Genomic DNA, 13,593 nt, shown 5'->3' with positions numbered 1-13,593 from the left:
AGTAGTTTTTTATTAGTAAAGTATAAATACTTAACTCGCAATTTATTTGTTTCAAACCTGAATTGTTACAAAAATCAGTTAATTATATTTTGCATTCAATTTAGATGGACAACGAATTTAGTTCTGTTACCTGTTCTGGCTGCTGTCCTCTTAAAAATGCTGTAACACCAGTTTTCGTTAATTCCTTTATGCCATATGGTCTGAGTAATGCGATAAGTGCATCCACTTTATCAGGACGCCCTGTAACTTGTATGATTAAGCTGTCCTTGCTTACATCAATGACAGATGCTCTAAACGGAGTGATAATCCCCTGTATTTCAGCACGTGTCTGCCCAGTACTAACAACCTTAATGAGTGCTAATTCTCTCGCGACCATTGCTCTATCCGTTATGTCGGATACTTTTAACACATCAATTTGTTTGTTTAATTGCTTTGTCAGCTGTTCTAATTTCTGATCATCACTGACTTCTACTACAAATGTCATCTTAGAGACACCCTCTACCTCCGATGCTCCGACAGATATACTTTCAATGTTGAATTGACGTTTGTGTAACATACCCGTAATCCGATTCAGAACCCCGCCACGGTCTTGAACCGTAGCTGTTATAATTCGTTTCATTTTGTCACCCCAACCATCTCATGAATTCCTTTTCCTGGTGCGATCATCGGATAGACACAGGTTTTTCGTACAACTCGGAAATCAGCAACCACAGGACCATCATAAGCAAAGATGTCTTGTAATGTTTGGATTACATCTGCTTCCTTGTCAACTTTCACACCGCGGACACCATAGCTTTCTGCCAATTTTACGAAGTCCGGGTTTTCTGAAAACAGTGATTCTGAATAACGTTCTTCATAAAAGCTTTCCTGCCATTGTCGAACCATACCTAATGCCTCGTTATTAACGATAATTACTTTCACCGGGAGATTTCGTTCCTTGATTACGGATAATTCCTGTAACGTCATTTGGAATCCACCGTCACCAACGATCGAAATAACTAAATCATCTGGTCTTCCTAACTGTGCACCAACTGCTGCTGGAAAACCAAAGCCCATCGTACCAAGCCCACCTGAAGTTACCCAATTATTTGGCTTATCAAATTTATAGAACTGTGCTGCCCACATTTGGTGCTGACCTACATCAGTAGTAACAATCGCTTTCCCACTTGATATGTTATAAATTTGCTCAATCAGCCATTGTGGTGATATTGGTGAATCTGTGCGTTCGTACCACAGTGGATAATCCTGCTTATTTTTGGATAGCTCCTCAAGCCATTGGATATTATTTTGCATATCAATTTTACTATCTAATAATGCAATCAAGGTTTTCTTCGCATCAGCTACAACCGGAATATCCGTTTTGATATTTTTTCCGATCTCTGCCGGATCGATATCGATATGTGCAACTTTAGCGTTTGGTGCAAAGTCAGCAATCTTCCCAGTTAATCGATCATCAAACCTTGCACCAATATTGATTAACAAATCGCATTCATAAATTGCCATGTTTGCTGCATATGTTCCGTGCATCCCTGCCATACCTAGCGAAAGCTCATTCGTACCCGGAAAAGTCCCTAGACCAAGCAACGTGGTCGTGACAGGAAGCTTATATTTTTCAGCAAATTGCTTCAGTTCCTCTGAAGCATTTGCAAACAATGTACCTGCTCCTGCTAGCAGCAGTGGACGCTTTGCACGACTTAGGGCTTCTGCAAGTTTAACAATCTGTAATGGATTCGGGTTAATTGTCGGTTGATAACCTGGTAGATAAAAGTCATCTTCAAAATCATTTATCGTGATGTTCGCTGAAATATTCTTCGGTATATCAATTACGACTGGGCCAGGTCTACCTGTTGTCGCTATATGAAATGCCTCTTTAACAATTCTCGGCAAATCCGCAACGTCACTTACCTGATAATTGTACTTGGTAATCGGTGTTGTTATCCCCATTACATCTGCTTCTTGAAAGGCATCGGTCCCGATAACATTTTTAGCTACCTGACCAGTGAAGATAACAAGTGGTATAGAATCCATCATGGCATCCGTAATCCCAGTAATTAAGTTTGTTGCACCAGGACCTGATGTTGCTAGAACTACTCCAGGCTTACCTGTCACACGAGCATATCCTTCTGCTGCATGAATGGAGCCTTGCTCATGACGCGATAGGACATGCTCAAATGGTGTCTCGTTACGATACAACGCATCGTAGATCGGTAATACCGCGCCACCCGGATAACCGAATATGGTGTCCACTTTGGCGTCCACTAATGTTTTAATTAATAAATCAGCACCTGTTATCAAATTCCCCTTCATTTCCACTTCGTGACTAGCCTCAACTTTCACTACTGCTACCTCCTTAGGTTCATATTAATTTTAGAAAACTTGGCATTCAGTATGTTGCACTTATGCAGTAAGGAAATTGTGGGTTTTCCTTCCAGTAAAAAAAGACCCTTCTCTCCCCTATAATCTGCATAACATCAGAATTATTGGGGAGAAAAGAGTCTTCTTTTCACGGTACCACCCATGTTCATAGCATCCTCACGAATACTACCTCGGCAGGCTGATAATCAGCCTACTTGGATAACAGGTACACAAAAACTGCACCTGACCGAATCTAATAAAAGCATCGTTCTTACGCTCCGTTCAAAACGGCACTCAGAGAAGATGTCAGAACAATATGTATTTCTGGGCTTCCAGCAACCCCAGCTCTCTGTGAATACACGTGGCATGTTCTTTTTTTCTCGTCATCGAGTTATTGTATTTAGTTTTAAACTAACAGTTATAAGATTTTGAAAATTCATAGTAACAACTATAATTCGTTATTCAGAAAAATAGGTTTGTTAATTGAATTCTTGATATTGCGGTCAATCATATAATGTTTTCCGGGAAGAGTCAAGAGTTTTTCAGAAGTTTTTAGATAATTTTATTTAGTTCGTCTTTTTGTATGCGTTTACAACATTGAAGCCTCATGCTCTCTTAGATTTGTAAATTTTTCTTAGCAGATTTGGGATTTTCATATCCTTTAGGAAAATAATTTTCTTTCACTAATGCAGATAAAAATATTTTCATCTGTTTTCTACCTACTAAAAAACGAGCGTCTTCAAACAGACGCTCGCAATGAATGTTATCTATTCAAATAATCTGTAACAGCACCTTTGGATGAACAGGAAACATTATGTGCGTACTTGCCTAGTATCCCTTTACTGTATAACGGTGGGGCTATCCAGTCTTTACGACGTTTCTCCAGATCAGCTTCAGAAAGATCGACAGAAATTAATTTTTCACCCGAATCAATAGTTACCATGTCACCTTCTTGTAAGAGTGCAATTGGACCACCTGCTTGTGCTTCTGGTGAAATATGACCAACTACAAGACCATGTGTACCACCAGAAAATCGCCCATCGGTTAATAGCGCAACCGATTCACCCATTCCTTTACCTACAAGAATACTAGAAATGGAGAGCATTTCAGGCATACCAGGTCCGCCTTTAGGCCCCACATAACGAATTACAAGAACATCTCCATCCTTGATTTCATTCGCCATAACGGCTGCAGTCGCTTCTTTTTCGGTATCGAATACACGTGCCGGTCCTGTATGACGTGTGACTTTCACCCCGGATACTTTAGCAACAGCTCCTGTTGGCGATAAGTTCCCTTTTAAAACAATTAATGGTCCATCTTTACGTTTTGGACTATCAAAAGGCATTATGATTTCCTGACCATCTGCAAGTGATGGTGCGTCCGCAAGGTTTTCAGCGATTGTTTTTCCTGTCACCGTTAGACAATCTCCATGCAGATAGCCATTTTCAAGAAGCAGCTTCATAACTGCTTGCACCCCGCCTGCTCGATGCAAGTCTTGCATCACAAAACGTCCACTAGGTTTCAAATCTGCAAGATGCGGTACTTTATCCTGCATTCGATTAAAGTCATCAATTGTTAAATCTACTTCTGCTGCATGAGCAATTGCAAGCAAGTGAAGAATTGCATTGGTCGATCCTCCAAGTGCCATCACAACTGTAATCGCATTTTCAAATGCTTCTCTTGTCATAATATCTTTAGGATAAATATCGTTTTCCAGCATGGAATAAACAGCTTGTCCAGCAGCTTTTACATCTTCCTCTTTCTCTTTAGATTCTGCTGGATTGGAAGAGCTTCCTGGGAGACTCATTCCCATTGCTTCTACGGCCGAAGCCATTGTATTAGCAGTATACATTCCTCCACATGCACCAGCACCAGGGCATGCACTGCATTCAATCGCTTTTAATTCGTTATCATCAATATCACCATTGTTATGCTTACCAACGCCTTCAAACACGGAAACGATGTCAATGTCTTTTCCACGATGTGTTCCAGGTGCGATAGTTCCCCCATAAACAAAAACGGATGGGACATTCGAATTCGCGATTGCAATCATGCATCCTGGGATATTTTTATCACAAGCACCAATTGCCACAAGTCCATCTAAGTTTTCTGCTCCGACAACCGTTTCAATCGAATCAGCAATTATGTCACGACTTGGTAATGAATATCGCATTCCTTGTGTCCCCATCGAAATTCCATCAGATACTGTTATCGTATTAAAAATCAATGGAACACCACCAGCTTCTCGCACTCCTTTTTTAGCACGAACAGCCAGTTCATCAATATGGATATTACACGGTGTTACTTCCGCCCAAGTACTTGCTACACCTACCATTGGTTTTTTAAAATCTTCATCTGAAACACCAACAGCCCGCAGCATTGCACGATTTGGGGCTCGCATAGTTCCGTCAAAAGCATTACTTTTGATTCGCAAATCCTTACTCATTTGAGGATACCACCTTTCTTTCGCACTATTATATGATTAATCAATCTATACTTCAATCAAATTGTAAAAATAAACAGAATGTTCATAGCATGAAAATATTAAAATGGACAATGTTAAATTAATTACGGATCCAACCACATACATACATAAAGCGATTACATTTATTGCAGTTATTTTTACTGAAAAATATTACTTCGCAAAATTTGTTGACAACAGTTGTATACTTGTTATATTGAATAACTAATATGGGTTGCTATATGAATGAATTCGTTTCTCAAAAAATGACATCCGTACAAGAGTAAATGAATCATATAAACTCAAAAAAAGGAGCAGTGCAACATGCTAGCAGATCAGCATTTATTAAGAATACCCGGACCAAGCCCAATTCCACCAAGTGTGCAGCGGGCTATGAACCAAACGATGATTGGACATCGTGGAAAAGAAACAAAAGATTTAATCCAGCGAATCAAACCAAGATTAAAACCGATTTTCGGAACAGAACAAGACGTATTAATTGTTTCTGGAAGTGGTACAGCAGGACTTGAAACTGCTGTTGTTAATACAGTTAAACCTGGTGATGAGGTACTCGTTATTGTTACTGGAGCTTTCGGTGATCGTTTTGTGAAAATTTGTCAGGCATATGATGTTGCCGTACAGCGCTACGATGTAGAATGGGGTGCAGCATTTGATCCAGCATACATAAAAACATACTTAAAGGATCATCCGAATATAAAAGCCGTTTTTGCTACTTATTGTGAAACTTCCACAGGTATATTAAATCCGATTCAAGAATTGTGTACAATTGTTCACGAAAATTCGAATGCACTTGTGATTGTTGATGGTGTCTCTTGTGTTGGCGGAGTCGATACAGAAGTAGATGCATGGGGAATTGATGTACTCGTTACAGGCTCACAAAAAGCAATGATGCTTCCAGCAGGATTAACTTTTATTACAGTGAGTGAAGAAGCATGGAAAATCATTGAGCAAAACAAACAAGCCCGTTTCTACCTCGATTTGCGAAAATATCGCAAGAGTCTTGCCGATGATTCTACGCCATTCACACCTGCACTATCCTTATTGTTTGGATTAGATCAAGTGTTGAATCTTGTAGAAGAGGAAGGTCTGCAAAATGTCTATACAAGACATGAATTAATGAAAAAAATGACACGTTCAGCATTTAAAGCAATGGGAATTCCTTTGCTGACAGCGGATGATGCAGCTTCACCGACGGTTACTGCAATTAGACCGAATGATTTTGCTGCAGAGGATTTAAGAAAAGTAATGAAGCAAGAATTTAATTTATCAGTTGCTGGCGGGCAGCAGCATCTACAGGGTAAAATTTTCCGAATTGGCCATATGGGCTATTGTTCTCCTGCAGATGTGCTGCAAATTATCGGTATCGTAGAAATCAGCTTAAGAAAAATCGGCAAGCAGATTGAGTTGGGACAAGGCATACGCGCCGCTCAGGAAGTTTATTTACAACAGGGGGTACTAGCATAATGTTTAACATTTTAATCAGTGATCCGCTAAGTGAGGATGGTATCGGACCACTACGTGAAGCGCCGAATATGAATCTTGTCATCGAAACACATTTAAGTAAAGAAGAACTGGAAGATCGAATCGGCGAATTTGATGCTTTGCTCGTTCGAAGTCAAACACAGGTAACGCGTGAATTAATTAATAAAGCTAAAAAGTTAAAAATCATTGGTCGTGCTGGTGTTGGAGTTGACAATATTGACCTCGATGCTGCTACTGAGAATGGTATTATCGTTGTCAATGCGCCAAATGGAAATACCAATTCAGCAGCAGAGCATACAATTGCGATGCTTATGTCACTATCAAGAAATATTCCACAAGCGTACCATGCATTAAAACATAAAAAGTGGGACCGTAAAAAATATGTCGGTGTAGAACTAAAAAATAAGACACTTGGTGTAGTTGGTCTAGGTAGAATTGGTGCAGAAGTTGCTTTCCGTGCAAAAGGTCAGCGTATGAACGTCATTGCCTATGACCCATTTTTAACAAAAGAAAAAGCAGATAAAATGGGTATTGGTTATGGGACACTAGAAGAGGTTATTGAGCAAGCTGACTTTATTACAGTTCATACGCCATTGATGAAAGAGACAAGACATCTTATTAACGCTGAAGCCTTTGAACGCATGAAGCCAGGGGTTCACATTATAAATTGTGCACGCGGTGGAATTATTGATGAAGATGCATTATATGATGCAATTATTTCAAAAAAAGTGGCTGGGGCCGCATTAGATGTCTTTGAAGAAGAGCCTTTTATCGATCATAAATTATTAGAACTGCCAGAAGTAGTAGCGACACCACATTTAGGTGCAAGCACCATTGAAGCACAGGAAATTGTAGCTGTTGATGTCAGTCACGACGTGCTCAGCTTTTTGAATGGAGATGTCGTGAAAAATCCAGTCAACCTTCCCTCTGTTCCAAGTGAGCTGATGCATAAAATTGAACCTTATTTCCATTTAGCTGAGAAATTAGGAGTTTTCTTAATTGATTTGACGAAGGATGTAGCAGAAGAAATTAATATCTCCTATTCTGGTGACCTATCCGATATGGAAGTAGCACCATTAACACGCAACACAATTAAAGGGATTTTAAAACGTCACTTAGGTGATCACGTAAATGACGTCAATGCATTATATCTTGCAAATAAAAAAGGAATTATCGTTAATGAAAATAAAACCTCTTCAACAAAAGGATTTACGAATTTAATCACAGTAGAAGTAAAGAGCAAATCAGGAACACGTAAAGTTGCCGGTACCTTGCTGAATGGATTTGGACCGCGGATTGTGAAAGTCGACGAATATAGTATTGACGTTACTCCAGAAGGTCACCTTGTTGTTATCCAGCATGTTGACCAGCCTGGTGTTATTGGTCGAATGGGAAGCACCATTGCAAAGCATCAAATAAATATTGCTACGATGCAAGTAGACCGTTCAGATATCGGCGGGAATGCAATCATGGTACTGACGATCGATAAACATTTAGAAACAGAAGCAATGGAAGAATTAAAGAGTCTTGAGGAGATTAAAGAAGTAACATCGATTGATTTATAGCAGATTAAAAGCACACCTCTATTTTTGGACGGTGTGCTTTTGTGTATTACCTAATCTTCAAGAATTGGCAAAAGCTCTAATAAGTTTGTGATTTCATACGTTGGTTTAACATCTACTGGTTTTCTGTCATGTCGATTTAACCATACAGATGTTATCCCAGCCCTTTTTGCTCCAAGTATATCAGTATTCAGGTTGTCACCGACCATGACTACTTCACCTTTATCGAGCGAAAGCAATTTTAAAGTATGCTCAAAAATCGTTGGATCCGGTTTTCCTTTTCCAAAGTCACCAGAGATCACGATTTGATCAAAATAGGCAACTAATTCCGGTGTTAGTGTCAGTTTTGTATTTTGTAACTCTGGAGATCCATTCGTTAACATGAGCAGTTGATAGTGCCCTTTCAATTTATCCAGTACTTGAATCGTATCATCAAATAAAAGTGCTGTTTTCTTTCGCTCCCGCGGGAAAGCTTCTGCTAGCTCCAAGCCAAATTCAGGATCATCAACACCTAGCGATTTTAGCCCTGCTGTCCATGCTTCCCTACGATACAGGGGAGCAATTTCCTTCAATTTAGCAAAGTCCTCCCCTTCATCCAAGAAATTCGCCCAAAGTCCCTCAAATGGATTAATTCCGATCATTTGTGTAAATTCATATGTATCGTACGAAGCATAAAGCTTTCTAGCATGCTCTCTAACAGCAGCTTCCAGCTCATCTGGGTTGAGACCATATTTCTTAACTGCCAGCTCACAAGTCCTTTCAAAAGCGTGTTTAACACTTTTTTCATCCCAAAGCAATGTATCATCTAAGTCAAAAATTACTGCTTTAATCATTTTTCATCTCCTTTAAACCTTTTTTTCATTTTAACATATCGAAATAAAACTAACTTAACAAAATTAATTAAAAATTAAGTCTTGCACAAATTCTAAATATCTATTATGATATATAGAAACTTTTAGAACAAGGAGATAATTGATATGGAAGACAAAACAATTCGCTTACAACTAAGTGAAACAAAAAAAGAGAAGCCCAATTCTGATCAGCTTATTTTCGGCAGAGCTTTTACAGATCATATGTTTGTGATGGATTATTCTGATCCATTAGGGTGGCATAATGCGAGCATTGTACCATATCAACCTCTAATGATCGATCCTTCTTCCATGATATTCCATTACGGGCAATCCGTTTTCGAGGGATTAAAAGCATTTCGCACGGAAGACGGAGATGTACAATTGTTTAGACCAGAAAAGAATTTGGAACGATTAAACCGTTCAAGTGACCGACTTTGCATTCCGCCTATTGATGAGGAATTCGGATTAAAGGCAATTAAACAGCTTGTAGCAATGGATAAAGACTGGGTTCCTGACGCTGATGGAACATCGCTTTATATTCGACCATTTATTATTTCAACAGAGCCCTATCTTGGTGTTGCACCATCACGCAATTATAAATTTATCGTTATTCTATCCCCAGTTGGCGCTTACTACAAAGAAGGGATTAACCCTGTTAAGATTGCTGTTGAAAACAAGTACGTTCGTGCGGTTAAAGGCGGTACTGGTGAAGCAAAAACCGGTGGAAACTATGCTGCTAGCTTAAAAGCACAGGAGGATGTTGCTAAAGGCGGGTTCGCCCAGGTACTTTGGTTAGATGGTGTCGAACAAAAGTATATTGAGGAAGTTGGTAGCATGAACGTATTCTTCAAAATCAATGGAGAAGTTGTAACACCAAAGCTTAACGGAAGTATTCTTGCTGGCATAACTAGAGATTCTGTAATTGAACTTCTTAAACATTGGAATATACCAGTATCAGAACGTCGAATTTCTATGGATGAACTATATCAGGCGCATCAAGAAGGTTTATTAGAAGAAGCATTTGGTTCCGGAACTGCCGCTGTTATCTCCCCTATCGCGCAATTGTCATGGGAAGGTAAGGATATGGTAATTAACGGAGGAAAAACTGGGGAAGTTTCCCAAAAGGTTTATGACACAATAACTGGCATCCAATATGGAAAATTAGAGGATCCGTTTAACTGGATTGAGAAAGTTGAAGCAAAAAGCGCTGTAAAACAATAATTTCAAAAAGAAATCGGCATTCTGCCGGTTTCTTTTTGAAAAAAACTATCCTATACCTATGCTAAAAAAGGATACCCAACTATATAACCGGGTATCCTCAATTACTACCAACTAATTACGTTTATTAACCATACTTTCCTCAGCGATTTTGATCATTCGTTTGACCATCTCGCCACCCACCGAACCGTTTTCACGTGCAGTTGTATCAGCTCCAAGTTCTACTTTGAACTCATTTGCAATTTCTTCCTTCATGTTGTCCACTGCATTTTCCGCACCAGGCACTAACAATTGATTTCTGTTGTTACGAGCCATCATCGATCACTCCTCGGTGTAGTTGAACAGAATTAAACTGCTCCATTTTATTATGAATAGTTAAGGTTATTTCTATACTACTTAGTCTAAAAATGGCATTTGCATCATATATTAAATTTGCATGTATTCATTACATAGGCAAAGGAGGTCAGTACGCATGGCACAAAGCATCCATCATGTCGAATTAGATATGCCAAGTAAAAGGATTTGGAATTTTGTTAGTGACATGAATAACTGGGCGCCCCTTGTTCCAGGATATACGGAACATGAAATTATTAATGAGCGTCAATCAACATGGAAATTACACGGTGATATTGGAGTAGTTCAAAAAGATGTACGTGTGAAAGTCCGGATTACTGAATGGACAGAACCATCACACATTATATTTGAATTAAGTGGTTCAAGCGAAAGCTGGGTAGGTGACGGATATTTTAAAGCAACTCCCTTATCCCAAGCAAAAACACAAATAACCGGAAGCTTAAATATTACGGTTAAAGGCATGATGGGAGCGATGATCAATCCCGTATTAAAAACAGTCTTACCAAAAATCGGCAAAGAATTCACAGAGAAAGTTGCGGCAAAAATCGCTGAAACGGAAAAAATGACAGCAACTGTATAATAAGATAGCTTACACGGGTTCAACTTGAATCCGTGTTTTTATATACCCTTTCCTTTTGACCAACGCTTAGTTATATGCTATTTACTCTAATGCTCGCAAATGATAAAGTAAATAAGGTTAGGTTGAAACGGAAAGGAAATAAGCGAATGAAAAAATTAAAACAGAATAAATCAATGATGGAATATATCTATATTATCCTTGGCGCCACACTTGTCGGACTTTCTTATAACACATTTTTTCTGCCAGCAAAGCTTGCGGCAGGTGGTATATCAGGAATTAGCACCATCCTATTTGAAATATACGCACTAAGTCCAGCACTTGTTCAACTCGTGATTAACATACCAATCTTCTTTATTGGCTGGTTTGCGTTAGGTAAAGACTTCAGCTTCAAAACACTGCTAGGTACATTTTGGGTTCCTTTGATTATTTATCTTTCAGCGGATATTCCGATTGAAATTACGAATCCACTGCTAGGAGCTCTTTACGGTGGAATCTTACTCGGTATTGGACTAGGTATTGTTTATAAAGGAAATGGATCAACAGGTGGAACGGCAGCAATCGCACAAATCGTAAAGAAGTTCACCGGTATATCAAGCGGGTATTCTCAATTTATTGTGGACGGGCTTGTCGTAATTGCCTCCATCATCGTATTTAGTTTAGAACTCACTTTATTTGCGCTATTAGCTATCTACATTAGTGGAAAAGCAATTGATTTTGTTCAATTACGAACAACAGCGACAAAGTTAATTTTAATCATTACCGATGAAGAAGAAAAAATTCAAACTCTTATTCATGAAGGAATCGACCGTGGTTTAACGAAAGTTCGATCTGTCGGCGGCTATTCTAACCTTGATAAGACAATGATTCTCTGTGTAACTGAACAACAAGAGGCCGTGCAGCTGAAAAAACTGTTGCAAAAAGAAGCTCCTTCAACTTTTGTTATTTTTATTAATGCATCTGAAATTTTAGGCCGCGGTTTTTCTCTAGATCGTTATTATGGTCAAAAATTATAAGGTTTCTAGTGGCATGCACTGTAGCGTGCCTTCTTTAAGTTCACTTCTCTTTTATGTGCATAATTTTAGCATCATTATTAAAAATAAACGATAATAAGTATTGTCACAATTATAAACCTTGTTATTAGGGAACGATTTATTAAGCGTGTTTAAAAGAAAATTAAGACCGGCCTCTATTATGAAAAAAGGTGGAGCACAATGACAGCAAGCAACAATACAGTAATTCAGTTAAACCATGTGAATTATTTTGATGGAGACGTACATATTTTAAAGGATATTACCGGCTCCTTTCCTGAAGGGAAAATAACAACATTGGTTGGACCTTCAGGCGCTGGTAAAACAACATTATTTAGATTATGTAATGGACTTATATCACCAAAATCCGGTGAAATTTATATTAAAAATAAACCGATTACGGATTATGAACCAACCACATTACGTCGCAATATCGGGTTAGCATTACAAAGTGCAACTATGATAAGTGGTACGGTTTTTTCAAACTTAGCCCTGCCTTTATCATTACAAGGTAAACAGTTAAAAGAGGAAAAAGCAAAGGAATTACTGCGCGATGTTCGCTTAGATGAAGAATTTTTATATCGAAATGTCAAGGATTTATCTGGTGGACAGCGACAAAAAGTTTCAGTAGCGAGGACGCTTGTAAATCGACCAAAAGTTTTATTGCTTGATGAGATTACTTCTTCACTTGACCGTGTTTCACAACAAGATATTGAGGAATTGATTGTGAAAATTAACCAGAAATATCGTACAACAATTATATGGATTACCCACAATTTACAGCAGGCCTTATCAGTTGGGGATTATACATGGGTGATGATGAACGGAGAAGTTGTTGAAACTGGAGAAACTAGCCTTCTGGATAACCCTCAAGATGAAAGAGTAAAACAATTTGTAGAGGGGGTTAATGTATGAGCTATTTGACATTAGCCTTAGCTCTTATTTTCGTCTTGATACCAATTTTATTATCAAAAACGCTTAATCTAGGATTAGAAAAAGATACCATTGTCGCAGTGATTCGCTCAACGATACAATTATTAGCAGTTGGCTATGTTCTACAATTCGTATTTGACTCAGAAAGTATGATCTTTATCATACTCATGATTATGTTGATGATTTTTGCTGCAACACATAATGCAAGGAAAAAAGGTGTTACGATAAAAGGGATTACATGGAAACTCGTTTCGACATATGTTTTCATCGAAGTATTAACTCAAAGTATTTTACTCGGGTTCCACATTATACCACCCACGGCTCAATATATTATTCCCATTAGTGGTATGATGATCGGGAATTCGATGGTGCTTTCGATTCTATTTCTTAATCGGTTTACAGCTGAAATTGATACCCATCAAGATAAAGCAGAGCTAATTCTATCCCTTGGCGGAACACCAAAGCAAGCAATTCATAAACAACTTATTACATCGATTCAAGCAAGTACAATACCGACAATTGAAAGCCAGAAAACAATTGGGCTCGTTCAGCTTCCTGGAATGATGAGTGGACAAATCATTGCGGGTGCAGATCCTATACAAGCTGTACAATTTCAATTACTTATTCTTTTTCTAGTTTTAACTTCTGCTGTCGTTACAAGTGCCATGCTAGGATTCTTATCCTATCCAAGTCTATTTAACAATCGGATGCAATTGTTGAAGAATGATAAGAATACTTAAACTGATTC

General features: G+C 38.5%; 12 protein-coding genes. 7 read left to right on the top strand and 5 right to left on the bottom strand.

Features of this window, described 5'->3' with window-relative positions:
* Nucleotides 1-100: 100 nt before the first annotated feature.
* The 3 genes from ilvN to ilvD form a co-directional block, all read right to left on the bottom strand.
* Nucleotides 101-619, bottom strand: a complete 519-nt coding sequence (gene ilvN, locus D1B32_RS16065) for an acetolactate synthase small subunit (RefSeq protein ID WP_095310735.1) — start codon at nucleotides 617-619, stop codon at nucleotides 101-103.
* Complete coding sequence (ilvB, locus tag D1B32_RS16060; RefSeq protein ID WP_118889894.1) at nucleotides 616-2,337, bottom strand: biosynthetic-type acetolactate synthase large subunit; 1,722 nt, start codon at nucleotides 2,335-2,337, stop codon at nucleotides 616-618. Before ilvB ends, ilvN begins: the two co-directional genes overlap by 4 nt.
* A gap of 781 nt (nucleotides 2,338-3,118) precedes the next feature.
* Entirely contained in the window at nucleotides 3,119-4,801 is a 1,683-nt protein-coding gene (gene ilvD, locus D1B32_RS16055) for a dihydroxy-acid dehydratase (RefSeq protein WP_118889893.1), read from the bottom strand.
* A 339-nt stretch (nucleotides 4,802-5,140) separates the two neighbouring features.
* On the opposite strand from ilvD, the gene D1B32_RS16050 reads away from it, so the two are divergent.
* Together D1B32_RS16050 and serA are read left to right on the top strand one after the other, a co-directional pair.
* Entirely contained in the window at nucleotides 5,141-6,301 is a 1,161-nt protein-coding gene (locus D1B32_RS16050) for a pyridoxal-phosphate-dependent aminotransferase family protein (RefSeq protein ID WP_118889892.1), read from the top strand.
* Complete coding sequence (gene serA, locus D1B32_RS16045) at nucleotides 6,298-7,884, top strand: phosphoglycerate dehydrogenase (RefSeq protein WP_095310744.1); 1,587 nt, start codon at nucleotides 6,298-6,300, stop codon at nucleotides 7,882-7,884. Before D1B32_RS16050 ends, serA begins: the two co-directional genes overlap by 4 nt.
* A gap of 50 nt (nucleotides 7,885-7,934) precedes the next feature.
* Here the strand turns inward: serA and D1B32_RS16040 are convergent, their stop codons facing one another.
* A complete protein-coding gene (locus D1B32_RS16040) occupies nucleotides 7,935-8,714 on the bottom strand; it encodes an HAD family hydrolase (protein WP_118889891.1) in 780 nt (259 codons plus the stop codon).
* Nucleotides 8,715-8,858: 144 nt separating this feature from the next.
* On the opposite strand from D1B32_RS16040, the gene D1B32_RS16035 reads away from it, so the two are divergent.
* On the top strand, nucleotides 8,859-9,953 hold the full coding sequence (locus D1B32_RS16035; protein ID WP_095310749.1) for a branched-chain amino acid aminotransferase: 1,095 nt from the start codon (nucleotides 8,859-8,861) through the stop codon (nucleotides 9,951-9,953).
* 111 nt (nucleotides 9,954-10,064) lie between these two features.
* Here the strand turns inward: D1B32_RS16035 and D1B32_RS16030 are convergent, their stop codons facing one another.
* Nucleotides 10,065-10,265: an alpha/beta-type small acid-soluble spore protein gene (locus D1B32_RS16030; protein ID WP_095310751.1), complete on the bottom strand. Its 201-nt coding sequence runs from the start codon at nucleotides 10,263-10,265 to the stop codon at nucleotides 10,065-10,067.
* A 157-nt stretch (nucleotides 10,266-10,422) separates the two neighbouring features.
* Between D1B32_RS16030 and D1B32_RS16025 the strand changes: the two genes are divergently transcribed.
* The 4 genes from D1B32_RS16025 (at nucleotide 10,423) to D1B32_RS16010 (ending at nucleotide 13,585) form a co-directional block, all read left to right on the top strand.
* Nucleotides 10,423-10,884 (top strand): SRPBCC family protein, encoded by a 462-nt coding sequence (locus D1B32_RS16025; protein ID WP_118889890.1) that lies wholly within the window; start codon nucleotides 10,423-10,425, stop codon nucleotides 10,882-10,884.
* Nucleotides 10,885-11,030: 146 nt separating this feature from the next.
* A complete protein-coding gene (locus D1B32_RS16020) occupies nucleotides 11,031-11,897 on the top strand; it encodes a YitT family protein (protein WP_095310755.1) in 867 nt (288 codons plus the stop codon).
* Nucleotides 11,898-12,095: 198 nt separating this feature from the next.
* Nucleotides 12,096-12,827 (top strand): ABC transporter ATP-binding protein, encoded by a 732-nt coding sequence (locus D1B32_RS16015; protein WP_118889889.1) that lies wholly within the window; start codon nucleotides 12,096-12,098, stop codon nucleotides 12,825-12,827.
* Complete coding sequence (locus D1B32_RS16010) at nucleotides 12,824-13,585, top strand: ABC transporter permease (protein WP_118889888.1); 762 nt, start codon at nucleotides 12,824-12,826, stop codon at nucleotides 13,583-13,585. The genes D1B32_RS16015 and D1B32_RS16010 overlap by 4 nt, the downstream gene beginning before the upstream one ends.
* The last annotated feature ends 8 nt before the right edge of the window (nucleotides 13,586-13,593 follow it).

It is taken from the genome of Oceanobacillus profundus (assembly GCF_003515705.1).
GTDB classification, from domain to species: Bacteria; Bacillota; Bacilli; order Bacillales; family Amphibacillaceae; genus Oceanobacillus; species Oceanobacillus profundus.
This window is presented reverse-complemented; position numbering and strand designations above follow the sequence as displayed.

What these genes read in the sequence shown, in the direction of transcription:
- ilvN (WP_095310735.1), bottom strand. Translation starts at nt 619, where the DNA reads ATGAAACGAATTATAACAGCTACGGTTCAAGACCGTGGCGGGGTTCTG.
- ilvD (WP_118889893.1), bottom strand. Translation starts at nt 4,801, where the DNA reads ATGAGTAAGGATTTGCGAATCAAAAGTAATGCTTTTGACGGAACTATG.
- D1B32_RS16050 (WP_118889892.1), top strand. Translation starts at nt 5,141, where the DNA reads ATGCTAGCAGATCAGCATTTATTAAGAATACCCGGACCAAGCCCAATT.
- D1B32_RS16040 (WP_118889891.1), bottom strand. Translation starts at nt 8,714, where the DNA reads ATGATTAAAGCAGTAATTTTTGACTTAGATGATACATTGCTTTGGGAT.
- D1B32_RS16035 (WP_095310749.1), top strand. Translation starts at nt 8,859, where the DNA reads ATGGAAGACAAAACAATTCGCTTACAACTAAGTGAAACAAAAAAAGAG.
- D1B32_RS16030 (WP_095310751.1), bottom strand. Translation starts at nt 10,265, where the DNA reads ATGGCTCGTAACAACAGAAATCAATTGTTAGTGCCTGGTGCGGAAAAT.
- D1B32_RS16025 (WP_118889890.1), top strand. Translation starts at nt 10,423, where the DNA reads ATGGCACAAAGCATCCATCATGTCGAATTAGATATGCCAAGTAAAAGG.
- D1B32_RS16020 (WP_095310755.1), top strand. Translation starts at nt 11,031, where the DNA reads ATGAAAAAATTAAAACAGAATAAATCAATGATGGAATATATCTATATT.
- D1B32_RS16015 (WP_118889889.1), top strand. Translation starts at nt 12,096, where the DNA reads ATGACAGCAAGCAACAATACAGTAATTCAGTTAAACCATGTGAATTAT.
- D1B32_RS16010 (WP_118889888.1), top strand. Translation starts at nt 12,824, where the DNA reads ATGAGCTATTTGACATTAGCCTTAGCTCTTATTTTCGTCTTGATACCA.